Origin of the sequence: Enterococcus sp. AZ015, from assembly GCF_050499225.1 — a bacterium.
GTDB lineage: Bacteria > Bacillota > Bacilli > Lactobacillales > Enterococcaceae > Enterococcus_D > Enterococcus_D entomosocium.
Map to the genome: position 1 here is coordinate 1 of NZ_JBMHEX010000001.1, position 25,546 is coordinate 25,546.

The 25,546-nt window shown below is 44.7% G+C and carries 23 protein-coding genes; 19 read left to right on the top strand and 4 right to left on the bottom strand.

All coding sequences use genetic code 11. The annotated features are described in order from the left end of the window. The 14 genes from dnaA to IGK85_RS00070 all read left to right on the top strand — a co-directional run bounded on the left by dnaA (window position 1) and on the right by IGK85_RS00070 (window position 16,275). Entirely contained in the window at window positions 1–1,338 is a 1,338-nt protein-coding gene (dnaA, locus tag IGK85_RS00005; protein ID WP_008376784.1) for a chromosomal replication initiator protein DnaA, read from the top strand. Window positions 1,339–1,497: 159 nt separating this feature from the next. Then, entirely contained in the window at window positions 1,498–2,628 is a 1,131-nt protein-coding gene (gene dnaN / locus IGK85_RS00010) for a DNA polymerase III subunit beta (RefSeq protein ID WP_005226354.1), read from the top strand. A 222-nt stretch (window positions 2,629–2,850) separates the two neighbouring features. Beyond that, window positions 2,851–3,090 carry a S4 domain-containing protein YaaA gene (gene yaaA, locus IGK85_RS00015; protein WP_008376781.1) on the top strand — a complete coding sequence of 80 codons (240 nt, stop codon included), beginning with the start codon at window positions 2,851–2,853 and terminating at the stop codon, window positions 3,088–3,090. Continuing rightward, on the top strand, window positions 3,077–4,189 hold the full coding sequence (gene recF / locus IGK85_RS00020) for a DNA replication/repair protein RecF (protein WP_005232923.1): 1,113 nt from the start codon (window positions 3,077–3,079) through the stop codon (window positions 4,187–4,189). Before yaaA ends, recF begins: the two co-directional genes overlap by 14 nt. Before the next feature lie 5 nt (window positions 4,190–4,194). Continuing rightward, window positions 4,195–6,144 (top strand): DNA topoisomerase (ATP-hydrolyzing) subunit B, encoded by a 1,950-nt coding sequence (gene gyrB / locus IGK85_RS00025; protein ID WP_005232922.1) that lies wholly within the window; start codon window positions 4,195–4,197, stop codon window positions 6,142–6,144. Window positions 6,145–6,167: 23 nt separating this feature from the next. Further along, window positions 6,168–8,693, top strand: coding sequence for a DNA gyrase subunit A (gene gyrA, locus IGK85_RS00030; RefSeq protein ID WP_008376777.1), 2,526 nt, complete (start codon window positions 6,168–6,170; stop codon window positions 8,691–8,693). Between the two features lie 263 nt (window positions 8,694–8,956). After that, window positions 8,957–9,256 carry a 30S ribosomal protein S6 gene (gene rpsF, locus IGK85_RS00035; protein ID WP_005226363.1) on the top strand — a complete coding sequence of 100 codons (300 nt, stop codon included), beginning with the start codon at window positions 8,957–8,959 and terminating at the stop codon, window positions 9,254–9,256. Between the two features lie 43 nt (window positions 9,257–9,299). After that, window positions 9,300–9,824 carry a single-stranded DNA-binding protein gene (ssb, locus tag IGK85_RS00040; protein WP_005232920.1) on the top strand — a complete coding sequence of 175 codons (525 nt, stop codon included), beginning with the start codon at window positions 9,300–9,302 and terminating at the stop codon, window positions 9,822–9,824. Window positions 9,825–9,847: 23 nt separating this feature from the next. Then, entirely contained in the window at window positions 9,848–10,084 is a 237-nt protein-coding gene (rpsR, locus tag IGK85_RS00045; RefSeq protein WP_005226367.1) for a 30S ribosomal protein S18, read from the top strand. 239 nt (window positions 10,085–10,323) lie between these two features. Continuing rightward, window positions 10,324–11,772, top strand: a complete 1,449-nt coding sequence (locus tag IGK85_RS00050; RefSeq protein ID WP_005232918.1) for a DHH family phosphoesterase — start codon at window positions 10,324–10,326, stop codon at window positions 11,770–11,772. 15 nt (window positions 11,773–11,787) lie between these two features. Next, entirely contained in the window at window positions 11,788–12,240 is a 453-nt protein-coding gene (rplI, locus tag IGK85_RS00055) for a 50S ribosomal protein L9 (protein ID WP_005226371.1), read from the top strand. Window positions 12,241–12,348: 108 nt separating this feature from the next. Next, window positions 12,349–13,719: a replicative DNA helicase gene (gene dnaB, locus IGK85_RS00060; protein WP_005226374.1), complete on the top strand. Its 1,371-nt coding sequence runs from the start codon at window positions 12,349–12,351 to the stop codon at window positions 13,717–13,719. A 247-nt stretch (window positions 13,720–13,966) separates the two neighbouring features. Further along, complete coding sequence (locus tag IGK85_RS00065) at window positions 13,967–15,259, top strand: adenylosuccinate synthase (protein WP_005232916.1); 1,293 nt, start codon at window positions 13,967–13,969, stop codon at window positions 15,257–15,259. A gap of 140 nt (window positions 15,260–15,399) precedes the next feature. Next, on the top strand, window positions 15,400–16,275 hold the full coding sequence (locus IGK85_RS00070) for a DegV family protein (protein WP_008376769.1): 876 nt from the start codon (window positions 15,400–15,402) through the stop codon (window positions 16,273–16,275). 99 nt (window positions 16,276–16,374) lie between these two features. Here IGK85_RS00070 and IGK85_RS00075 read toward each other — a convergent pair whose 3' ends face one another. Next, entirely contained in the window at window positions 16,375–17,997 is a 1,623-nt protein-coding gene (locus tag IGK85_RS00075) for an ABC-F family ATP-binding cassette domain-containing protein (protein ID WP_005226380.1), read from the bottom strand. Window positions 17,998–18,205: 208 nt separating this feature from the next. Here IGK85_RS00075 and IGK85_RS00080 point away from each other — a divergent pair, with 208 nt between their 5' ends. Beyond that, entirely contained in the window at window positions 18,206–19,024 is an 819-nt protein-coding gene (locus IGK85_RS00080; protein WP_005232914.1) for a ZIP family metal transporter, read from the top strand. 57 nt (window positions 19,025–19,081) lie between these two features. On the opposite strand, the gene IGK85_RS00085 is transcribed toward IGK85_RS00080, so the two are convergent. After that, window positions 19,082–19,285, bottom strand: coding sequence for a hypothetical protein (locus tag IGK85_RS00085; protein WP_008376766.1), 204 nt, complete (start codon window positions 19,283–19,285; stop codon window positions 19,082–19,084). Window positions 19,286–19,434: 149 nt separating this feature from the next. On the opposite strand from IGK85_RS00085, the gene IGK85_RS00090 reads away from it, so the two are divergent. Continuing rightward, complete coding sequence (locus tag IGK85_RS00090) at window positions 19,435–19,836, top strand: DUF4809 family protein (protein WP_008376764.1); 402 nt, start codon at window positions 19,435–19,437, stop codon at window positions 19,834–19,836. Window positions 19,837–19,942: 106 nt separating this feature from the next. On the opposite strand, the gene IGK85_RS00095 is transcribed toward IGK85_RS00090, so the two are convergent. Together IGK85_RS00095 and proB are read right to left on the bottom strand one after the other, a co-directional pair. After that, a complete protein-coding gene (locus IGK85_RS00095; protein WP_008376763.1) occupies window positions 19,943–21,187 on the bottom strand; it encodes a glutamate-5-semialdehyde dehydrogenase in 1,245 nt (414 codons plus the stop codon). After that, window positions 21,184–21,999, bottom strand: coding sequence for a glutamate 5-kinase (gene proB / locus IGK85_RS00100; RefSeq protein WP_008376761.1), 816 nt, complete (start codon window positions 21,997–21,999; stop codon window positions 21,184–21,186). The genes IGK85_RS00095 and proB overlap by 4 nt, the downstream gene beginning before the upstream one ends. A gap of 188 nt (window positions 22,000–22,187) precedes the next feature. Between proB and IGK85_RS00105 the strand changes: the two genes are divergently transcribed. The 3 genes from IGK85_RS00105 to IGK85_RS00115 all read left to right on the top strand — a co-directional run bounded on the left by IGK85_RS00105 (window position 22,188) and on the right by IGK85_RS00115 (window position 25,415). After that, window positions 22,188–22,697 (top strand): dUTP diphosphatase, encoded by a 510-nt coding sequence (locus tag IGK85_RS00105; protein WP_005232909.1) that lies wholly within the window; start codon window positions 22,188–22,190, stop codon window positions 22,695–22,697. Window positions 22,698–22,741: 44 nt separating this feature from the next. Further along, a complete protein-coding gene (gene radA, locus IGK85_RS00110) occupies window positions 22,742–24,112 on the top strand; it encodes a DNA repair protein RadA (RefSeq protein WP_005226394.1) in 1,371 nt (456 codons plus the stop codon). Between the two features lie 163 nt (window positions 24,113–24,275). Beyond that, window positions 24,276–25,415, top strand: coding sequence for a PIN/TRAM domain-containing protein (locus tag IGK85_RS00115; RefSeq protein ID WP_005232908.1), 1,140 nt, complete (start codon window positions 24,276–24,278; stop codon window positions 25,413–25,415). The last annotated feature ends 131 nt before the right edge of the window (window positions 25,416–25,546 follow it).

Genomic DNA, 25,546 nt, shown 5'->3' on the forward strand with positions numbered 1-25,546 from the left:
ATGCCATCTGCTGATTCTATTTGGCAAGATCTTCAACGTTCCTTTAAAGAAGAGCTGAATCCGGCCAGTTATAGTGCTTGGATCGAGACTGCCAATGTCTTGTCGTTTGAAAAAAATCAGCTGCTGATCGAAGTACCCAGCGATCTTCATAAATCTTATTGGGAAAAAAATCTAGCTGCCAAAATTGTTGAAATGGGATTTATGAAAACTGGTGAAGAATTGATTCCTAGTTTTGTGACTGTCGAAGAAGCAGAAGCTTTAAAAACAGCCCCTTCTACTATTCAAACAGCTGCAAAAGAAAACGAGCGGCCGCCGAAATCGATCTTAAATGAAAAATACACATTTGATACCTTTGTCATCGGGAAAGGCAATCAGATGGCCCACGCTGCTGCTTTAGTTGTTGCAGAAGATCCTGGGTCTATTTATAATCCGCTGTTCTTCTATGGTGGCGTTGGTTTAGGGAAAACCCACTTGATGCATGCGATCGGTCATCAAATGTTGCTGAAACGTCCCACTGCCAAAATCAAGTATGTTAGTAGTGAAAATTTCACCAATGATTTCATTACTTCTATTCAAAAGAACAAAATGGAAGATTTTCGAAACGAATACCGCAATGTTGATCTTTTGCTAGTGGATGATATTCAATTCTTAGTCAATAAAGAAGGAACCCAAGAAGAATTCTTTAATACCTTCGAAGAACTGTATCGCAATAATAAACAGATCGTCCTCACAAGTGATCGTTTGCCAAATGAGATCCCGACTTTGCCGGAACGTTTGGTTTCCCGTTTTGCTTGGGGCTTATCCGTTGATATCACCCCGCCGGATCTAGAGACGCGGACTGCGATTTTGCGGAAAAAAGCCGAAGCCGAACGCTTGGAGATCCCCGACGATACGTTAAGTTATATCGCTGGGCAGATCGATTCGAATATCCGAGAACTTGAAGGAGCACTCGTGCGGGTGCAAGCTTTTGCTACGATGCAAAACTCAGACATTACAACGAGCTTGGCAGCTGAAGCCATCAAAGCCTTGAAATCAAGCCATGGCTCGACCCAAGTTTCGATTTTGCAGATCCAAGAAGAAGTCGCAAAATACTATCACATTCATGTCAATGATCTAAAAGGGAAAAAACGGGTCAAAGGCATCGTTGTCCCACGGCAGATCGCGATGTATCTCTCTCGAGAATTGACCGATAGTTCTTTACCAAAAATCGGTGGCGAATTTGGTGGCAAAGACCATACCACGGTCATTCATGCCCATGAAAAAATTCAGCATTTAGTCGAAACAGATCCCACGATCAAAAATGAGATCGCTGAAATCAAACAAATTCTCTTCAGCTGATCTGTGGATAAGAAAAGAAGAACCAAAAAAGTTGTCCACAAGTTATTCACAGGCATTTTCGTTAGTCTAATCACTCTTTTCTCGAGTTATCCACATTACTAACAAGCCTATTACTACTATTACTTTTATTTAATAACTATAAATTAAAGGAGTATCGCTATGAAGCTAACTTTAAACCGAACAGAGTTCATGCAAGAATTACAAACTGTCCAACGGGCGATTTCAACCAAAACCACCATCCCGATCTTAACCGGAGTAAAATTGTCCCTTTCAGAAAAAGGATTGACCATGACTGGGAGCAATGCCGATATTTCCATTGAAACTTTTTTAAGTGTGGAAAACGAAAAAGCGCAAATGCAAATCGAAAAAACAGGAGCAATCGTTTTACAAGCACGTTTCTTCAGCGAAATCGTTCGTCGTTTGCCTGAAAGTACCTTAACGTTAGAAGTTTTAGACAATAATCAAGTAGCGATCACTTCTGGAAAAGCTAACTTTACCGTCAACGGCTTGGATGCCGATAGTTATCCACATTTACCAGTTGTCGAAAGTCAAGATTCGATCGAGATTCCAGCGCACGTGTTGAATAAGGTTGTTAGTGAAACGGTCTTTGCGGTTTCGCAACACGAAAGCCGTCCAATCTTAACTGGGGTCCACTTTGTCTTAGAAAATCAAAAATTATTAGCTGTTGCGACGGACTCACACCGTTTGAGTCAACGGGTGATTCCCTTGGAAAGCGGGGAAACAGCCTTCAATATCGTGATTCCCGGCAAAAGCCTAACGGAACTTTCTCGTTCCTTAACAGATGAAGAAGAAGCGATCCAAATCAGCATTATGGATAACCAAGTATTGTTCCAAACGAAAACTATGAAATTCTATTCTCGTTTATTGGAAGGAACTTACCCAGATACCAACCGTCTGATCCCTTCAAGCTTCAATACTGAAATTGAATTTTCTGTGCCAGAATTGTTACAGGCTATCGAACGGGCGTCATTGCTTTCCCATGAAGGCCGTAACAACATCGTTCGTTTGGCAATCTCCGAGGAAGCTGTTGTCTTATATGGAAACTCACCAGAAATCGGGAAAGTGGAAGAAGACCTTTCTTTTGAAAAAGTGACCGGCGACCCATTAGAGATCTCTTTCAATCCTGATTATATGAAAGCTGCACTACGAGCATTTGGTGACACCAGCATCGTGATCCGCTTTATCTCAGCGATCCGTCCCTTTACGTTGGAGCCAACAGAGAGCAAAGGCAGCTTTATCCAGCTGATCACACCGGTGCGCACCAACTAGTTTTTCATGTCTTTTGAAAAAAGTTGAAACAATCATCTGAAAATGAATAAATGAGTTAAAAGGGCTTAAAATCGTTTTTAAGCCCTTTTTTCTATTTTGGCTTCTTTTTTGTCTAAAAGCAGTAAGTCTTCTGAGAATGAAAAATATGCCGATGAATTTGTTTTCTTGGCAAAAAAAGAGTATAATAGAGCTAAACGCTCTTTGATAGAATTGAGGGGAATTATGAAAATGCAAATACCGTTAGAAACGGAATATATGACACTTGGACAAATGCTCAAAGAAGTCAGTGTGATCAGCAGCGGCGGCCAAGCGAAATGGTACCTTGCAGAGCACACCGTTTTTGTCGACGGCGAGCCGGAAAATCGACGAGGGCGCAAATTGTATGCGGGAATGCGTGTTGAGCTACCTGATGAAGGTACTTTTTTTATGGTGAAGAAGGAAGACGCAGATGCGGCTGAATGAGTTGCATTTAAGCAATTATCGGAACTATGATTCGCTGACACTGACTTTTGAGAAAGGTCTGGTCATTTTTTTAGGCGAAAATGCGCAAGGAAAAACCAATATTTTAGAAAGTATCTATGTATTGGCGATGACCAAAAGCCACCGCACCTCCAGCGAGCAAGAACTTATCCGTTGGGACACGGAAGGTGCGCGGATCTCTGGCAGTGTCAGTCGGGGACGCTCAACGATCCCGTTAGAACTGTTTTTGTCAAAAAAAGGACGAAAAACGAAAGTAAACCACATTGAGCAAAAAAAGCTCAGTAGTTACATAGGGCAGCTGAATGTCATTTTATTTGCTCCAGAAGACCTCTCCCTTGTAAAAGGAAGTCCCCAAGTACGCCGCAAATTTCTCGATATGGAAATTGGGCAGATCGATCCAATTTATCTCTATGATCTCGTTCAATACCAATCCGTTTTGAAACAGCGCAATCAATACTTAAAACAGCTGAATGAAAAAAAACAGACCGATGAGATCTATTTAGATGTTTTGACGGAACAGCTGGTGGCTTTCGGCAGTAAAATCATTTTAGCCAGACAACGGTTTGTTCAGCGCTTGGCGTATTGGGCAAATCAGCTGCACCAAAAGATCAGCCAAGGAAAAGAAACCTTGCAGATCGACTATTTATCAAATGTGCCCGGTGAGGCGACCTCGCTGGAGGAGATCCAACAGCAATTTGTCAAAGCCTTGGCACAAGTCAAAGACCGTGAACGATTTCGGCAAGTCACGTTGGCAGGCCCCCATCGAGACGATCTGGATTTTTTGATCAATGAGAAAAATGTTCAGACCTTTGGTTCGCAAGGACAGCAGCGAACAACGGCCCTAAGTGTCAAATTGGCAGAAATCGATTTGATGAAAGAAGAAACAGGGGAATATCCCGTCCTTTTATTAGATGATGTCATGAGTGAGCTGGATGATTCCCGACAACTGCATTTATTGGAAACCATTGAAGGAAAAGTTCAGACCTTTCTGACAACAACGACATTAGAACATGTAAAAGACAAAATGTCTGTGGAAGCAGAGATTTTTTATGTAGAGCAAGGACATATTAAAGGAGAATAGACTGAATGACAGAAGAAGAAAAAAGCTTAGTTGAACGTGCGAAAGCCTATGATGCCAGTCAGATCCAAGTGCTGGAAGGACTAGAAGCCGTCCGCAAACGACCTGGGATGTACATTGGTTCTACCAGTTCAGAAGGTTTGCACCACTTAGTATGGGAAATCGTCGATAACTCGATCGACGAAGCACTAGCAGGCTTTGCCTCAAGTATTCAAGTGATCATTGAACCAGATAATAGTATTACGGTCGTCGATGACGGTCGGGGGATCCCCGTTGATATCCAAGCCAAGACAGGCCGTCCAGCGGTAGAAACCGTCTTTACGATCCTGCATGCCGGCGGGAAATTTGGTGGCGGCGGCTACAAGGTTTCCGGCGGACTTCATGGGGTAGGTTCCTCCGTCGTTAATGCGTTGTCCACGACTTTAGACGTAAAAGTCTATAAAGAAGGCAAAGTGTATTATCAAGAATACCATCGTGGAGCAGTCGTTGATGACTTAAAAGTGATCGATGAAACCGACCGCCACGGAACGACCGTCCACTTTGTTCCAGATCCAGAGATCTTTACGGAAACAACGGAATTCAATTTTGATAAATTAGCGACGCGGGTTCGGGAATTAGCCTTCTTGAACCGTGGTTTAAAAATCTCGATCGAAGACAAACGGGAAGAAAAACCCGTTTTGAAAGAATATCATTACGACGGCGGGATCAAGAGCTATGTGGAGCATTTGAATGCGAGTAAAACAGTGATTTTCCCAGATCCGATCTATTTAGAAGGAGAACAACAAGGAATCACGGTTGAAGTCTCCATGCAATATACCGATAGCTACCATAGCAACCTGCTAAGTTTTGCCAACAACATCCATACCTATGAAGGCGGAACCCATGAATTCGGGTTTAAGACTGCCTTGACCCGGGTGATCAATGATTACGCCCGCAAGTCAAAATTGATGAAAGAAAACGACGAAAACCTGACCGGAGAAGATGTTCGGGAAGGCTTGACGGCGGTTATCTCCATCAAGCATCCAGATCCTCAGTTTGAGGGACAAACGAAAACCAAATTAGGAAATTCCGAAGTGCGGACAGTCACCGATCGTCTCTTTTCCGAACATTTCACGAAATTCTTGATGGAAAACCCGAATGTGGGTCGTCAAGTCGTGGAAAAAGGACTTTTGGCATCAAAAGCCCGTCAAGCAGCCAAACGTGCCCGGGAAATGACTCGCCGAAAAGGTGCGTTAGAAATCAGTAACTTACCTGGGAAATTAGCCGACTGTTCCAGTAATGATCCAGAAAAATGCGAATTGTTTATCGTCGAAGGAGATTCTGCCGGCGGTTCAGCAAAACAAGGCCGCAGTCGGGAATTCCAAGCGATCTTACCGATCCGTGGGAAGATTTTAAATGTCGAAAAAGCCAGCATGGACAAAATCTTAGCAAACGAAGAGATCCGTTCATTGTTTACGGCAATGGGTACCGGGTTTGGTGCTGATTTTGATGTAGCAAAAGCCCGTTACCACAAGCTAGTCATCATGACCGATGCCGATGTCGATGGTGCCCATATCCGGACCCTACTCTTGACGCTGTTCTATCGTTATATGCGTCCCATCGTTGAAGCCGGTTATGTCTATATCGCACAACCGCCATTGTACGGTGTCAAACAAGGGAAAAATATCCATTATATCCAACCCGGCAAGAATGCCGAACAAGATTTGAAAAATACGATTGAATCACTACCTGCGACACCAAAACCAACAGTTCAACGATACAAAGGTCTAGGGGAAATGGATGACCACCAGTTATGGGAAACCACGATGGATCCTGACAATCGGATGATGCTGCGGGTCAGCGTAGATGATGCCATTGAAGCCGATCAAATTTTTGAAATGCTGATGGGGGATCGCGTCGAACCAAGACGGGCCTTTATCGAAGAAAACGCGCACTACGTGAAAAATCTTGACATCTAGCCAATCGTAGAGGAGGAAACAGCTTGAGTGAAGAAGCAAAACAAAATATTCATGACGTCAATCTGACCAGTGAAATGCGCGAGTCCTTTATCGATTATGCAATGAGTGTAATTGTTGCTAGGGCTTTACCAGATGTGCGGGATGGCTTAAAGCCGGTTCACCGCCGAATTTTATATGGAATGAATGAATTAGGGGTCACACCAGACAAGCCCCATAAAAAATCAGCCCGGATCGTCGGCGATGTCATGGGGAAATACCATCCCCATGGTGACAGTGCGATCTATGAATCAATGGTGCGGATGGCACAGCCCTTCAGCTATCGCTACATGTTAGTCGATGGCCACGGAAACTTTGGCTCAGTCGATGGTGACGGTGCCGCTGCGATGCGGTATACCGAAGCCCGCATGAGCAAACTGGCGATGGAGATGCTGCGGGACATCAACAAAGATACTGTTGATTTCCAAAGCAATTATGATGATACAGAACGAGAACCAGCGGTATTACCAGCACGCTTCCCGAACCTTTTGGTCAACGGGACGACGGGGATCGCTGTTGGGATGGCGACCAATATCCCGCCTCATAACTTGAATGAAGTTATTGCAGCCATCGATCTATTGATGGAAAATCCAGAAGTCACGACAAGTGAATTGATGGAAGTCCTGCCGGGACCAGATTTCCCAACCGGCGGGATCGTCATGGGAAAATCCGGTATTCGCCGTGCCTATGAAACAGGGAAAGGTTCGATCACTGTTCGCGGAAAAGTCGAAGTGACTGAAATGCCCAACGGTAAAGAACGGATCTTAGTGACTGAATTGCCGTATATGGTCAATAAAGCGAAGTTGATCGAGCGGATCTCTGAGCTGCACCGTGACAAACGGATCGAAGGAATCACCGATCTGCGGGATGAATCGTCTCGTGAAGGCATGCGGATCGTTATCGACGTTCGTCGCGACGTCAGTGCGTCGGTGATCTTAAACAATCTCTACAAAATGACTGCACTGCAATCTTCTTTTGGCTTTAATATGTTAGCCATTGAAAAAGGCGTGCCGAAGATTTTGAGTTTGAAACGAATTTTAGAAAATTACATCGAGCATCAACAAGAAGTGGTAACTCGTCGGACACAGTTTGATAAAAACAAAGCAGAAGCCCGTGCCCACATCTTAGAAGGGTTACGGATCGCATTGGATCATATCGATGAGATCATTGCTTTGATCCGGGCATCAAATTCTGATGATGAAGCAAAAAATAGCATGATGGAGCGCTTCAAATTGTCCGATCGCCAAGCGCAAGCAATTTTAGATATGCGTTTGCGTCGCTTGACCGGTTTGGAACGCGACAAGATCGAAAACGAGTACCAAGGTTTGTTAGAATTTATCGCTGATTTGACAGACATTTTAGCAAATCCACAACGAGTCCTAGAGATCATCCAAACGGAGTTGCAAGAATTAGGCCAACGCTTTGGCGATGATCGCCGGACTGAATTATTGGTTGGGGAAGTCTTAAGTCTTGAAGATGAAGACTTGATCGAAGAAGAAGAAATCGTCATTACTTTGACGAACAATGGATACATCAAACGAGTAGCTAAGTCTGAATTCCGTGCACAACGTCGCGGCGGACGTGGCGTTCAAGGAATGGGGATCCACGATGAAGACTTCGTGAAGACGTTGATTTCTTGTTCGACTCACGACACATTACTGTTCTTCACCAATAAAGGGAAAGTTTACAAAGCCAAAGGCTATGAAATTCCTGAGTATGGTCGGGCAGCCAAAGGTATCCCTGTGATCAATCTGCTAGGGATCGATTCTAGCGAACGGATCGAAGCGATCATTTCGGCTTCTGGTGGGCCTCAAGAAGGACGCTACTTGTTCTTCACGACGCGTCTAGGTGTGGTCAAACGGACCTCAGTGACGGCCTTTTCAAATATCCGTGCCAATGGTCTGATTGCGATCGGTCTTCGGGAAAATGATGAGTTGGTTAACGTGATCGAAACCCATGGCGAAGATGTCGTGATCATCGGCACCCACGATGGCTACTCTGTGACTTTCAAAGAAGCCCTTGTTCGGGATATGGGCCGAACAGCTGCTGGTGTGCGAGGCATTCGTCTAAGAGATGGAGACTACGTCGTAGGTGCCGCTGTGATCACAGAAGACAGTGAAGTCTTGGTCATCACTGAGAACGGCTATGGCAAACGCACCAAAGGCTCTGAATACCCAATCAAAGGTCGTGGCGGAAAAGGGATCAAAACAGCCAACATTACGGCGAAAAACGGTCCATTAGCCGGCTTGACGACGGTCAGCGGTGAGGAAGACATCATGGTGATCACCAATAAAGGCGTCTTGATTCGTTTCAATGTAGCGACTGTTTCCCAAACTGGTCGGGCAACCTTAGGGGTTCGTTTGATGAAGATGGAAAACAATGCCAAAGTAGTGACGATGGCAACGGTTGAACCGGAAGTCGAAGAAGAACTAACGACTGCCGAAGAAACAGCGGGACAAGACGTGCCAGTTGTGGAAGAAACAACGGAAGACACCACGGATACACAAGAATAAGCAATACATTTTCTAGGAAGACAGCAACCTGCGAACCTGCAGCTTGCTGTCTTTTTACTCTTTTTCAAAAAATCGGCAGCAGCTGACGTATTTATCAGTGTAAGCGATTGTTTGCAGTGATGGGTAGATGCAGGGACGCAAAAAAATAGCTTGCAGTAGGGACGAAAAAAGTGTATAATAATTATTTGTGAGTAGTCTAATTAGACCACTCTCTCTGCTCCTAGAAAACTAGGGGCCAAAGTCCACAGGGAGGTGAAAAATCAATGGAAAACACGAAATATGAGATCTTATATATCATTCGTCCAAACATTGATGAAGAAGCAAAAGCCGCATTGATCGCTCGTTTTGACTCAATCTTAACTGATAACGGCGCTGAAGTTATCGAATCAAAAGATTGGCAAAAACGCCGTCTAGCGTATGAAATGGATGGATTCCGTGAGGGTATCTATCACATCGTTAAAGTTTCTTCTTCAACAACTGCAAGTGCAATCAACGAGTTTGACCGTCTTGCGAAAATCAATGATGACATTATCCGTCACATGATTGTCAAAGAAGAAGCATAATATTGTTTCACATGAAACAAAAGCGATGAGGAGATGATGAACTTTGATTAATAATGTTGTACTAGTAGGAAGACTAACCAAAGATCCTGATTTACGTTACACTTCTAATGGCACTGGTGTCGCAACCTTTACCTTGGCGGTAAATCGCAATTTTACCAACCAAAGTGGAGAGCGCGAAGCTGATTTCATCAACTGTGTTATTTGGAGAAAACCAGCGGAAACATTAGCAAACTATGCACGCAAAGGAACTTTATTAGGGGTTACTGGACGTATTCAAACCCGTTCATACGACAACCAACAAGGCCAACGTGTTTATGTAACAGAAGTCGTTGCTGACAACTTCCAATTATTAGAATCGCGAAATGCTTCCGAGCAAAGACGCACAACTGATAGCGGATCTGGCAGCAGCAATACGTATAACTCAAATAGTTCTTCTGGATTTGGTAACAATAACTCAAATCAAACTCAATCCTCTCAACCATCAGGAATGCCTAATTTTGATCGAGACAACTCCGATCCATTCGGAAACTCATCAATCGACATTTCAGACGATGATTTACCATTCTAAGAAATTGATAGGAGGGAAATAGGATGGCACAACAAAGAAGAGGCGGACGCAAACGTCGTAAAGTAGACTACATTGCTGCAAACCATATTGAACATATCGATTATAAAGATATTGAATTACTAAAACGTTTCATTTCAGAACGCGGTAAAATTTTACCACGTCGTGTAACTGGTACTGGTGCGAAAAACCAACGCAAACTTACCATTGCAATCAAACGTGCGCGTATTATGGGATTACTTCCATTCGTAGGCGAAGAATAAATCGAATGATTTTCATTGACAAGTTTCTTTTGAAGCTTGTCAATTTTTTTATCTACTGAAGAAATACTTGTTATTTTATATACAGATAAAATGACGAGTGACAGAAATTTTTCCATGATTATCTCACCAAAAAAGTTTCACGTGGAACTTTTTGCATCAATCGCCTATTTGATTGTTTTGTGGTAAAATAAGGAACAAAGCTTCAAAAAAATGGGATGATACATTGAGGGGTAAAAAAGATGGCAGCAATTGGGTTGATTTCAATTGATAATTACGATGATTTGATTGAGAAAAAAGACGACAAACAAGTTTCTTATTTGAACTCGCTGATCACGACACTGATTTCTGATTGGGCAAGTGAGAATCATGTTTTTTACAAACGAATCAATTCCGAGCGGTTTCTTTTCGTCGCGAAGTATTCAGATATTGAGCGGATGAAGGAAGAAAAATTCCAATTTTTGACTAGAGTACGGCAAGTTGCGGAAAAAAATGATCTGGCATTAACGATCAGTATGGGAATCTCCTATGGGGAAGAGTCTTTTGAAGAGATTGGTGAAGTGGCACAAAACAATCTCGACATTGCGTTAGTTCGTGGCGGCGATCAAGTCGTTTTAAAAGAAGCCAAAGAAGAAGCAAAACCGCAATTCTTTGGCGGTAATACGGATGGTACGCCGAAGAGAACGCGTGTTCGTTCTCGTGCCATGAGTACGGCGTTGAGAAAGATTTTTGCTGAAAACCAGCGGATCTTTATCATGGGTCATCGTTACCCGGACATGGATGCTTTAGGTTCGGCTTTTGGGGTGGCTTACATGGCGATGATGAGCGACAAAGAATGCTACATCATTTTAAATCCGAAAGAGATCACCGCCGACATTCAGCGGGCATTGGAAGAATTGAAAAAATACCCCGAGCTGGAACGATTTGTGATCACTGGGGAAGAAGCAGTCAATTTATCAAATGAAGAAAGTGTCTTAGTGATGGTAGATTACCATAAGCCGTCGATGTCGATCTCGCAAGCGGTCTATGATGAATTTGACAAAATCGCAGTGATCGATCACCATCGTCGCGGGGATGAGTTTCCCGATAAGCCATTATTGACGTATATTGAATCTTCCGCGTCTTCAGCATCGGAACTGGTAGCAGAATTGATCCAGTATCGCGCTTCTCGCAGATCGCAAGTCCCTAAATTTATTACGACTTCTTTATTAGCGGGAATCTACGTGGATACGAAGAACTTCACGGTGCGAACCACTGGTCGGACCTTTGATATTGCTGGCTATTTGAAAAATCAAGGCGCAGATACGTCATTGGTTCAATACATGTTGAGTACGGATTTAGATTCCTATTTGATGATCAGTGAACTGGTTTCTCGCAGCCAGCATTTCCGAGAAGATATCGTGATTGCTGCAGCGGATGAAGATCGGGTGTACGATAGTGTCACCGTTGCAAAAGCGGCCGATACTCTGCTATCGATCAATGGGATCCATGCCGCGTTTGTCATTACGAAACAGCCAGGAGATTTGATCGGTATCAGTGCTAGAAGTACCGGAAAAGTCAATGTACAAACCTTGATGGAGGCATTAGGCGGCGGCGGACATTTTACCAACGCAGCCACGCAAATAAAGAACAGCAGCATTGGCGATGTAGAAAACCAGTTGCGAGCGGAATTAACGAAAAATGAACAATAACAAGGAGTGACCAAGATGAAAGTTATTTTCTTACAAGATGTCAAAGGCAAAGGCAAAAAAGGCGATATCAAGGAAGTCCCTAATGGCTACGCACAAAACTTCCTGATCAAAAACAACTTAGCCAAACCTGCCAACAATGAAAGCATGGCAGAATTAAAAGGCAAACAAAAAGCCAAAGAAAAACAAGATGCGGAAGTCTTAGCAGAAGCGAAAGAGTTAAAAGCACTTCTTGAAAAAGAAGAAACCGTCGTGAAGATCAATGCCAAAGCAGGGGAAGATGGCCGCTTGTTCGGTTCGATCCCATCAAAACAAATTGCCGATGCCTTGAACAAGCAATACAAAATTAAGATCGACAAACGCAAAATCGAATTGGATCAGCCGATTCGTGCATTAGGGTTTACGCAAGTACCTGTAAAATTGCACCCACAAGTAACAGCAACGATCAATGTTCATACCATTCAAGAATAAGCATTACTCCCAACAGTCACATGTTGGGGTTTTTTTCGGCAAACGTCCAAGCAATCTTGTACTTTGGATGGGAATCTTGTAGAATGAATGGACGAAGGAGCGAATGGCATGAATGAAGTTTGGCAAAATCAAGTTCCCCCACAAGATATTGAAGCGGAACAAGCGGTCCTAGGGGCAGTCTTTTTAGATGCCGATGCGATCATCGATGCAATGGAAGTAATCGCCCCAGAAGATTTTTATCGCCGCAGCCATCAAATAATTTTTCAAGCAATGATCCAGTTGAACGACCGGAGTGAATCGATCGACTTGATCACGTTGAAAGCAGAAATTGAAAAAAGCAACAGTCTTGAAGATGTTGGCGGTCTGACGTATCTGACTGAACTGAGTCAAGCTTCACCATCAGCAGCAAGTATTGCTTATTATGCGAAGATCGTTGACGACAAAGCCACGCTGCGCAATCTAATCCAAACAGCGAGCCGTATCGTAACCAAAGGCTTTGAACAAGATGAAGATGTGCAGTCGATCATTGATCAAGCAGAAAAAAGTATTTTAGAAGTATCCGAAAAGCGCAACAGTAATGGCTTCCAATCGATAGCGGAAGTCTTGAATCGGACGATCGAAACGATCGATCAATTGGCGCAAAACAATGAAGAAATCACCGGATTACCTACGGGTTATGCGGCTTTAGACAAAATGACGGCGGGGCTGCAAAAAGAAGAGCTGATTATTCTGGCTGCCCGCCCCGCGGTAGGGAAAACCGCATTTGCCTTGAATATCGCACAAAATGTCGGAACGAAAACCGATCGTTCCGTGGCGATCTTTAGTCTGGAAATGGGGGCTGAATCATTGGTCAACCGGATGCTTTGTGCGGAAGGCTCGATTGAGGCCAGTCACTTGCGGACGGGGCAGCTCTCAGAAGAAGAGTGGCGGAATTTGATCGTTGCCATGGGCAGTCTTTCTAACGCCAATATCTATATCGATGATACCCCCGGGATCAAGATCTCTGAGATCCGGGCACGTTGTCGGAAACTCGCGCAAGAAAAAGGCAATCTCGGCTTGATTTTGATCGACTATTTGCAGTTGATTGAAGGAACGGGTCGCGAAAACCGCCAACAAGAAGTCTCTGAGATCTCTCGCCAATTAAAGAAACTGGCGAAGGAATTGAAAGTGCCGGTGATTGCACTGTCTCAGCTTTCTCGGGGTGTGGAACAGCGACAAGACAAACGTCCTGTTTTAAGTGATATCCGGGAATCAGGGTCGATCGAGCAGGATGCCGATATCGTTGCTTTCTTGTATCGGGATGACTACTACCGCAGTGAAGGCGACGATGACGATGAACCAGAAGAACAACAAAACAACAATGTGATCGAAGTCATTATTGAAAAAAACCGGAGTGGTGCCCGGGGGACGGTCGAACTTCTATTCATCAAAGAATACAATAAATTCTCCTCGGTCTCGCCACGAGAAGAGTTCGGGTAAGACACCAATTATTTGAAAAACAATGGCTCCTGCTGCCGTCTGCATCGCGCTGATGGTAGTAGGGCTTTCTTTATGTGCCGACTTTATTCGTTTTTACGTGTATAAATAATTATTCCAAAGAAAATAGTTCGTTTTTTACCCCTGAAAAATGAGAATTTAAAACGATTATTCGATTTTAGATTGAAAGAGCTTGCGAATCTTGTTACAATACTTAAGGAATGCACTAATTAAAGAAAGAGGTCATTATATGTCATCTGTAGTAGTAGTAGGTACACAATGGGGCGATGAAGGTAAAGGAAAGATTACGGACTTTTTGAGTGAAAACGCGGAAGTCATTGCACGTTATCAAGGTGGAGACAATGCCGGCCATACGATTAAATTTGACGGTGTGACCTATAAACTGCATTTGATTCCTTCAGGGATCTTTTATGCAGATAAAATCAGTGTCATTGGAAACGGGGTCGTTGTGAACCCGAAATCATTAGTTAAAGAATTAGCATACTTGAAAGAAAACAATATAATAACAGAAAACTTGAAGATCTCTGATCGTGCACATGTTATTTTACCTTACCATATCCATTTGGATCAGCTGCAAGAAGATGCCAAAGGTGACAACAAGATCGGTACGACAATCAAAGGGATCGGACCAGCCTATATGGATAAAGCAGCCAGAGTCGGCATTCGGATCGCTGATCTTTTAGACAAAGAAATTTTTGAAGAACGTCTGCGTATCAACTTAGAAGAAAAAAATCGTCAATTCGTGAAAATGTTTGATGCAGAGCCAATCGCCTTTGAAGATATTTTTGAAGAGTATTACGAATATGGCCAACAAATCAAAAAATATGTGACGGATACTTCGGTGATCCTTAACGATGCCTTAGATGAAGGCAAACGAGTTTTATTTGAAGGGGCACAAGGCGTGATGCTGGATATCGACCAAGGAACCTATCCTTTCGTAACGTCATCCAACCCCGTTGCTGGAGGTGTCACCATCGGTAGTGGTGTGGGCCCTTCAAAAATCAACAAAGTCGTTGGTGTCTGCAAAGCCTACACCTCTCGGGTAGGAGATGGTCCATTCCCAACGGAACTGTTTGATGAAACAGGTGAACAAATTCGTAAGATAGGTCGTGAATACGGGACAACGACAGGACGACCTCGTCGTGTGGGCTGGTTTGATACCGTCGTGATGCGCCATTCAAAACGGGTCTCAGGGATCACGAACCTATCCCTTAACTCGATCGATGTCTTGAGCGGTTTAGAAACCGTGAAAATCTGTACCGCTTATGAACTAGACGGCGAATTGATCTATCATTATCCAGCAAGCTTGAAAGAGTTGAACCGCTGCAAACCAGTCTACGAAGAACTTCCTGGCTGGTCTGAAGACATTACTGGCTGCAAAACATTGGCAGATCTGCCAGAAAATGCACGCAATTACGTTCACCGCATCTCTGAATTAGTCGGTGTCCGCATTTCGACCTTCTCGGTAGGGCCAGACCGCAGCCAAACCAACATCTTAGAAAGTGTTTGGGCGCAAATTTAACCTGACGCGAAAGCATCAGAACAAGACAAAGAACTTCTGTGTCAGAAGCGGTCAACGATAAGTTTGGCTGCTTTTGATGAGAATTTCTTCTGTCTTGTTCTTTTTTTGCTATAATAGGGGGTAACGAGAGGGGTGAAACCATGTTTCAAATCATGACAGATTCCTGCTGTGATTTACCAGCAGCAAGATTAGCGGAGCTAGATGTCGCCTATATTCCAATGCTGATTGAATTAGATGGCAAAGAATATATCGATGATATGGGCAAAGAATTTGATACGGAATGGTTTTTAGGAAAACTAAAAGAGCATGCGCAACCGACGACTTCTCAAATCAATGTCGGACGTTATATGGAATATTTTCGGCCATATGTCGAAGCGGGCACACCGGTCCTTTATTTAGGTTTTTCTTCAGGAATGAGCGGCTCATTCCAAAGTGCCGTCCAAGCCGTAGCCTTACTAAAAGAAGAATACAAAGAAGTCGCGATCACCTTGATCGATACGCGCTCTGCTAGTTTAGGCGAAGGCTTCTTAGTGGCTGAAGCAGCCCAACAAAAAGCCCAAGGGCGTTCGTTGCTGGAAGTCAGCCAATGGGTAGAAGAAAATAAACTGCGTTTAGATTCATGGGTCACCGTCGATGATTTAAAACAATTGGAACGCGGCGGCAGAATCTCTAAAACAGCCGCAGCGATCGGTGGATTGTTGAATGTGAAACCAATCATTACCGTAGATACCGCGGGAAAATTACGTAGCGTTGATCGAGTGCGGGGACGCAACAAAGCGATCCAAAAAATCGTGGATCAAACCATCGCCAATCTTCACGAATCAAAAACCAATACGGTTTATTTTGCCAATGCTGGCGATGCCGAAGCAGCGGAGAAACTCATCAAGCGTTTGACCGAAAAAGTTCCTGACATTATTATTCATCATTATCCATTAGGTCCAACGATCTCCAGTCATACCGGCTACGGCTGCTTGGCGCTGTTTTCATTCGGCAAAGCCCGTTTAGAACAAGCGTAACCTGCCCAACATGCCCGAAGTATTAGACAAAATAAAAAGAACGCTCCAGTTGCAGCCTTGGTGGCAGGCAACTGGAGCGTTCTTTTTTGTAGAAGCAGATTATTGATTCATTTCTGCTACGCGTTTTTGGACATCTTTGTTTTCTAAGAATTCATCGTAGGTCGTTTCGGCACGATCCACCACGCCTTTGCTAGAGACCGCAATGATACGGTTCGCAAGGGTTTGAATAAATTGGTGGTCATGAGAAGCAAACAACAATGAGCCGGTGAAGGCCATCAAACCATCGTTTAATGCGGTGATCGATTCTAAGTCCAAGTGATTGGTTGGATCATCCAACACCAATACGTTGGCTTTTGAAAGCATCATTTTCGACAACATACAGCGAACTTTTTCGCCCCCGGAAAGAACGTTGACGGGTTTTAATACTTCATCACCAGAGAATAACATGCGACCTAGGAAGCTGCGCAAGAAGGTATTGTCGTCTTCTTCTTTGCTTGCGTATTGACGCAGCCAATCAACGATCGGGGTATCCGTATCGAATTCGCTGGTCGTATCTTTTGGCAAGTAGGCATGCTGCGTGGTGACGCCCCAACGAACACTACCTGTATCAGGAGTGATTTCCCCCATGATGACTTTGAATAGCGTCGTGGTGGTGATATCGCTATTGGCAACAAAAGCGACTTTGTCGTCTTTATTCAAGGTGAAAGAGATATTGTCTAAAATCTTTTTGCCGTCGATCGTCACACTGACATTGTCGACTTGCAGCAAGTCATTCCCGATTTCACGTTCTGGTTTAAAACCAACAAACGGATAACGGCGGGACGAAGGTTGAATATCATCAAGGGTGATTTTATCCAACATTTTTTTCCGAGACGTTGCTTGTTTGGATTTTGATGCATTGGCACTAAAGCGTGCGATAAAGTCTTGCAGTTCTTTGATCTGCTCTTCTTTTTTGGCATTTGATTGTGATTGTAATTTCGCCGCTAATTGGCTTGATTCCAACCAGAAATCATAGTTGCCGACAAACAATTTGATTTTGCCGAAGTCTAGATCGGCCATATGGGTACAAACTTTATTTAAGAAGTGGCGGTCATGGGAAACAACGATGACAGTGTTGTCAAAGTTGATTAGAAATTCTTCTAACCAGTTGATAGATTGGATATCCAATCCGTTGGTAGGCTCATCTAGGAGCAAGACGTCTGGCTTACCGAAAAGGGCTTGTGCGAGTAAGACTTTTACCCGTTGACCAGCAGTTAGATCTTTCATCAAGACATGATGCAATTCATCGGGAATGTTCAGGCCTTGCAAAAGAACGGCTGCTTCTGGCTCTGCTTCCCAACCATCAAGTTCCGCAAATTCGCCTTCTAGTTCGGCGGCACGAATCCCATCTTCATCAGAAAAGTCTTCCTTCATGTAGATCGCGTCTTTTTCTTTCATCACTTCGTAGAGACGTTTATGGCCCATGATGACCGTTTCGATCACTGGAAACTCTTCGTAATCATAGTGGTTCTGTTTCAAGACAGCCATCCGTTCATCAGGACCTAAAGAAACGTTCCCGGTCGAAGGTTGGATCTCACCAGATAAAATTTTTAAAAAAGTTGATTTACCAGCACCATTTGCACCAATCAAACCATAACAATTACCAGGCGTAAACTTAATATTAACATCATCAAACAGTTTGCGGTCTGAAAAATGCAAACTTACATCACTTACTGTAATCAATTCTTTTCCTCACTTTATATAAATTGACATGGAGTCTCCTAGCATTATAGCGATGAATGTTGAAACTTTCAAGTAAAGCCGAGGATTTCGTCAGGAAAGGCATAGGCCTGGTGAAAGAAAAATTATGGTTGCTGCTGCCTTCCTAGTAGAACCTGACGGCTTCCTATGCTAGAGTATTGGTAGAATAGTTAGACAAAGGAGCAGACGAATGGTGGATTGGTTGGTTGGATTGTCGCCATGGCAGCAAGCGCTGGCGGGGACAATCTTTACGTATGGTATGACGGCGCTTGGGGCAGCGCTAGTCTTTTTCTTCAAAGAAATCAATAAAAATGTCCTGAATACAATGCTGGGATTTGCCTCTGGAGTGATGATCGCCGCTAGTTTCTGGTCGTTATTAGATCCTGCGATCGCACGAGCCGAAGAAAATGGCGATATTCCGTGGCTGGTGGTCAGTATCGGGTTTGGTTTGGGCGGTTTGTTTCTTTATGCAGCAGATAAGACGCTCCCGCATATGCATTTTGGTCCGAATCATGAAACAGAAGGATTGCCCAGTCATTTGAAGCGAACGATCTTGCTGGTTTTTTCCATCACACTACATAATATCCCAGAAGGCTTGGCGGTAGGGGTAGCGTTTGGGGCGGCGGCTAGTGCTGATGATCCACGAGCTGCGATCTTAGCAGCACTTTCGGTAGCAATCGGGATCGGGATCCAGAATTTTCCAGAAGGCGCAGCCGTTTCGATCCCCTTGCGCCAAGAAGGGTTAAGCCGAACCAAAGCCTTTATGTATGGGCAAGCATCTGGGATCGTTGAACCGATCGCGGGTGTGATCGGGGCTTTGTTGGTAACGAGTATGTCCGCTGTCTTGCCGTATGCGTTGGCTTTTGCAGCGGGTGCTATGATTTATGTGGTGGTGGAAGAATTGATTCCAGAAGCGCAGCAAACCTTGACGAGTCGCCGCCATTTTGCGGTTTTTGGCGTCATGTTAGGCTTTATCTTAATGATGGTTCTAGATGTCGCATTAGGCTGATGGGTAGAAAAAACCACCTGACTGTTGGAAAGTCAGGTGGTTTTGGTTTTCCTGCAATTAACGATAATATTTTCTTGGTTTTTGGCGAATCGAGGTTAACCAGCGAACGATCAAAACGGCCAGCAGTAAAGGAATCCCGAAACGGAAGATCAATCCGATCAACCCACCAACAATGCCTAATACGACAGATAAAACAAGAGATGCTGCGATTAAAACTGCCACGACAGTAACGATTCTTCCTAATAAACTTTCTGTATTCATAGCGACTCCTCCTAGACTTTTTTCTTATCCTTAGCATAGCAAGAAGGAAGAAGAAAAACATCCAACTTAAGGCGGAATAATTGCTCCGCCGTGGGCCATAGGTTTGTGATAAACTAAACATGAATGAATCATGAAAGGAGTCAAAAAGAATGAATGCAGAAATTCTCACGAGCCAAGTCATCACAGAAGGAGGGTGCAATGCTTGTTTGCCTTATGAACTCAATACCTTCATGCTGCAGCTGCCAGATGGTCGTTGTTTTTCGCTAGAAAACTTGGATGTTGCTTCCTTGGTGATGCCCATCGCCCAAATCAATCAGTGGCAAACTCGCTTATTATTGGAAGAAGACGAAGGGCTGATCTATCGCAAAGGAACACAAGAAGTGATTTTCATAGAAGGCAGCCGCCAGGATATGTTTTCCAGCAAAGGACAGACGATTGCTTGTCCGAAAAAGAGTTGTGAAGCAGACGTTTTTGCCACAACCAATCGGGTGCTGACAGAATTGTTTGGCATCGACCCGCTTTCCTTCGTTTTGCGGGCTGCACAAGCATAAGAAGACGCAAAAACAACCCCTTGCACGGGTGTACCGACCTCCAAAAGTTCGCTTTTGATCGAACTTTTTTGGGGACACTACAGCAGGGGGCTGTTTTTGCATATCGTTACTTACGGATCTGTCCTTCGCCATAAATAATGTATTTGGTGGAAGTCAGTGCTTCTAACCCCATTGGCCCACGGGCATGTAGTTTTTGCGTCGAGATGCCGATCTCGGCACCAAAGCCAAACATAAAGCCATCCGTGAAACGGGTCGAGGCATTGACGTAAACCGCCGCCGCATCAACTTCTTTCAAGAAGCGTTGGGAAGCGAAATAATCATCGGTGATGATCGCTTCAGAGTGCTTCGTATTGTAGCGATTGATGTGAGCAATGGCTTCTTCTAGCGAAGCCACCACTTTGATCGCTAAGATATAGTCTAAAAACTCGGTTGCCCAGTCCTCTTCAGTGGCAAGCTGTGCATTGTTCAAAAACGCCAACGCTTTTTCATCTCCTCGCAATTCGACTTGATCGGCAAATTGCTGTTCTACCATTGGCAAAAATTCCGCTGCCACTGCTTCATGGACGAGGATCGTTTCGATGGCATTGCAGACAGAAGGGCGTTGCGTTTTTGCATTCGTGACGATCGCCAGTGCCATCGGCAGCTGGGCGGCTTGATCGATGTAGATATGATTGTTGCCGGTGCCGGTTTCGATCACTGGTACTGTGGCGGTCTCTTTGACGCGACGAATCAAGCCGGCGCCCCCACGGGGGATCAAAACATCCAAGTAATCCGTCAGACGCATTAGTTCAGCCGCTGTTTCGTGGCTCGTGTCTTCGATAAACTGGATCGCATGGCGGGAGTGTCCATTGGCAGCTAATGCCTCTTGTAAAATAGTCACGAGGACTTGATTGGAGTGGAAGGCTTCTTTTCCACCACGCAAAATCACGGCATTTCCTGATTTGAAACACAGACTAGCGGCGTCAGTGGTGACATTAGGACGAGCTTCGTAGATGATGCCGATGACCCCTAAAGGCACCCGCTGTTGACCAATCAAAAGATCGTCAGCATTGCGCCACATTTTATCCACGGCACCGATTGGATCGGGCAATTGGGCGACTTCTCGGATGCCGTTAGCCATCTCTGTGATCCGTTGTTCTGTCAGCAACAGTCGATCCAGCATCGTTTGGCTGGTTCCTTTGGCTTTTGCGGCAGCTAGGTCTTGTTGATTAGCAGCTAAAATCGTCTCAGTAGCTTTTTCTAAAGCATCGGCCATCGCTGCCAGTAGGTGATTTTTTTCACTGGCATTCAGTAAGCTTAATGTCTGGGCGCTTGCTTGAGCTTGTTGACCGATCGTTTGCAAGTTGCTCATTGCTCATCCTCCGTTCGTTGATAAAAGTGGGTGCCGACAGGTTCCCCTGCGAGCAAGTCAAAAATAATTTTCGGCTGCTTGCCGTTAGCGAGCAGCATGTGACTGTTCAAGTCTAAGATGCGTTGGGCGGCTTTTAGTTTACTGGTCATACCGCCGGTTCCATAAGGACTGCCTTTTCCCGTAGCTTGTTCTAAAAGTTCCGGGGTGATTTCATTGATCTCGGAATACAAAACGGCATCAGGATCATTCAGCGGATTGGCGGAATAAAAGCCATCGATATCAGAAAGCATGATCAAAAGCTCGGCTTTCGTCAACTGAGCGACGATCGCTGACAACTGATCATTGTCGCCAAATTTGGTGAGATGGTCCAATTCATCTACTGCCACCGTGTCGTTTTCATTAATGATCGGGATGATCCCCATCGTAAGTAGTTGCTCTAAGGTGTTGCTAACGTTTTGACGGCTTTGGGGAAATTCGATGATGTCTCTGGTCAGCAGGATTTGTGCAGTCTGCTGGCTATAGCTTTGAAAACGCTGGTTGTAGATCGTCATCAGTTCCGATTGGCCAACGGCTGCCACGGCTTGCTGCTGTGGGATCTCCACGGGTCGTTCTTTCAAATTTAACTTGTTCATGCCAACACCGATCGCCCCGGAAGAAACTAAGATGATTTCTTTGCCTTGGTTTTGCAAAGCTGCTAAGACAAAGGCTAATTCATCGATGCCAGCTAGATTGATGGCACCATTGGGATAAATCAACGAGCTGGTGCCGATTTTTACAACGATTCGGTTTTTGTTTGAAAGATCTGCGCGCATATGCCACCGCCTATTTTTTGATATTTTTTCTATTGTACTCGCAAACGGGCGTTTCGTCATGCTCTTTTTTCTTTTTGAGCTATTTTAAACGAAGAAATTGTAAAGACTTTTCGATAATTGTGTTTTCCATGAAGAAAATAGTTCTTCCTATGCTAAAATAGCTATATGTTTTATTATTGGAGGAACCCATGAAATTACGAGGATTTGAAATTATTACATCATATAAAGAAAAAAGCATCACCTTGCCTCAACGTGCCACCCATCATGCGGCTGGTTATGACTTTGAAGCCGCGGAAGAAATCGTGGTGCCAAGCATTTGGAAAGCGGGCGTGATCGATGGGGTCAAAGCGCTTTTTGCGAAAGAGACCGCAAAACAGTTGAAGCCAACCTTGATTCCCACTGGGATCAAAGCCTATATGGGGGAAGACGAGTATTTGCAGCTGACAAATCGTTCCAGCAATCCTTTGAAACGTTTCTTAGTCTTGACGAATGGTGTCGGCGTCATCGACAGCGATTACTATGACAATCCAGATAATGAAGGGCATATTATGTTCCAGTTTACTAATTTCGGCCCCACAGATGTCGTCATTAAAAAAGGCGAGCGGATCGGCCAAGGAATTTTCTTGCCGTTCTTAAAAGCTGATCAAGATACAACCACTGCCAGCCGAACCGGCGGCTTTGGCTCCTCGAATCAGTAAATCCTGCCTGGGGGTCTGTTTGATAGAAGTAGTGGAGGAGATCAATGGCAAAAAAAGCAAAAAGTCAATTTGTCTGTCAAAATTGCGGGTATAGTTCCCCTAAATATTTAGGAAAATGCCCCAATTGCGGCAGCTGGAATTCAATGGTAGAAGAAGTGATCCAAGAAACCGCTGATCGTCGTGTACGTACGACATTGACGGGGCAAAAGATGCAGCCGACGAAAATTGCCGATGTCGTACCGAAAAAAGAACCGCGGGTCCAAACGAAACTCGCTGAGTTGAATCGCGTCTTAGGCGGCGGCGTGGTCCCAGGTTCCTTAATTTTGATCGGTGGGGATCCCGGGATCGGAAAATCGACGCTGCTCTTGCAAGTTTCCCAGCAATTAGCAGCGATCGGCGGAACGGTCTTGTATGTGTCAGGAGAAGAAAGTGCCGAGCAGATCAAAATGCGGGCGCAGCGCTTAGGCGCCATCGACACGGAATTTTATCTCTATGGGGAAACGGACATGTCAGAGATCAGTAAGGCGATCGAAAACATCCGCCCAGATTATGTGATCATCGATTCGATCCAAACCATGACCCAACCGGATATCACCAGTGTGGCAGGCAGTGTCAGCCAAGTGCGAGAAACGACCGCAGAATTGCTGAAAATCGCTAAAACCAATGGCATCGCCATCTTTATCGTTGGCCACGTGACGAAGGAAGGCTCGATCGCAGGACCGCGGATGCTGGAGCACATGGTGGATACCGTCTTGTATTTCGAAGGCGAAAAGCACCACAGCTTTCGGATTTTGCGGGCCGTCAAAAACCGCTTTGGGTCCACTAATGAGATCGGGATTTTTGAAATGGAAGAAGGCGGGTTGAAAGAAGTCGCTAATCCGTCACAAGTCTTTTTGGAAGAACGCTTAGAAGGCGCAACCGGATCGGCGATCGTAGTGGCAATGGAAGGCAGTCGGCCAATCTTGGTGGAGATCCAAGCACTGGTCACGCCAACGATGTTCGGCAATGCCAAACGCACGACGACGGGGCTAGACTTCAACCGGGTCTCGCTGATCATGGCGGTTTTAGAAAAACGGGCAGGTTTGCTGCTGCAAAATCAAGATGCCTACTTAAAAGCAGCCGGCGGGGTCAAATTAAATGAACCCGCGATCGATCTAGCGATCGCTGTTAGTATCGCCTCCAGCTATAAAGAAAAAGGCACCAGCCCGACGGAGTGTTTTATCGGTGAAATTGGCTTGACGGGTGAGATTCGCCGAGTCAATGCGATCGAACAACGGGTCAAAGAGGTGCAGAAACTGGGCTTTACAAAAGTTTATTTGCCTAAAAACAATCTGACTGGTTGGCAGCCGCCAAAAGGCATCGAAGTCGAAGGCGTGTCTACCTTAGCCGAAACCTTACGGAAAGTCTTCCGTTAAAGTGGAGTCACTGCAAGAGCAAGGGGCAATCTCCCTTCCTCTTGCCCTGACGCTGCTGGTTCATTCATTGAACCAACCGACAGCCGCTGACTGGTGGAAGGAGTCAGTTTGGCAGCACGGATTTTTGAACAAAAGAAACCTACTGGAGTATGGAGGAACATGTATGCAGAAACGAGTCATTACCGCACTAATGGTACTTGCCGGAGCAAGTCTAGGGATCTCACTGATGCCCATCGCATGGCAAGCCATTGGGCAAACCCAAAATGAATGGCTGAATAATAACATCACTAATAGTTTGCTTGGAGCCCTTATTTTCTTTTTATTATCTTTACTATTAGCGAAATATATTGCAGCCGGTATTCGCAAAATTGAAGAAAAACTAAGTGAATTGAGCTTAACCTATCTCTTGTTTGGCGCAATTGGTTCGATCATCGGTCTGATGATCGGTGTGATCGTGTCGATTCCTTTTTACAATTGGGATATTCCTTTTATCAACGGGATCGCCCCAATCTTAGTGATGGTCCTGTTAGGGTATCTCGGTTTTCAGATCGGGACGACACGGATCGATGAATGGAAAAAAGTCTTTGCCCCGAAAAACAAAAAGGCAGAGCCTCAAGAGCAAGATGAACAGCAGATGCTAGAAAGAAAAATCGCGGACCATTTCCACAAATACAAAATTTTGGATACCAGCGTGATCATTGATGGCCGGATCTATGATATTGCCAAAACCGGCTTTTTGGAAGGCGTCCTGCTGATCCCGAATTTCGTTTTGTATGAATTGCAATACATCGCAGATTCTGGCGATAGTTTGAAACGGGTCCGGGGCCGTCGCGGCTTGGATATTTTGAATGCTTTGCAAAAAGAAGAAGGCATCGCAGTTGAGATGTACGAAGGCGATTTTGAAGACATTTCCGAAGTCGACAGCAAGCTGATCAAGTTAGCGAAATTGCTGGATGGTGTCGTTGTGACTAATGACTACAACTTAAACAAAGTTTCTGAATTTCAAAATGTGCCGGTCTTGAATATCAATGCGTTGGCCAATGCGGTCAAACCAGTGGTGATTCCAGGAGAAAGCATGCACGTCTTAGTAGTGAAAGCTGGCACGGAGCGGCAGCAAGGGGTCGCTTATCTAGATGACGGGACGATGGTCGTGGTGGAAGATGGCCAGCATTACATGAACGAACACATCGAAGTGATCGTCACCAGCGCCTTGCAAACGGCAGCTGGGCGGATGATTTTTGCCAAACCAGCCCATTCTGGTCGCGGCATCGACAACAAAGAAGGATCAAAATCAGAGAAATAATCCTCGGCAGCTGGCGTAAAATATGCCAGCTGCCTTTACTAATTGGGTTATTGATTGTACAATTCAACTTGAGGGTTCTGTTTTTTACGCGGGTCTTTCCCACTAAACTGAACAATAAGCCCCAAGCAGCT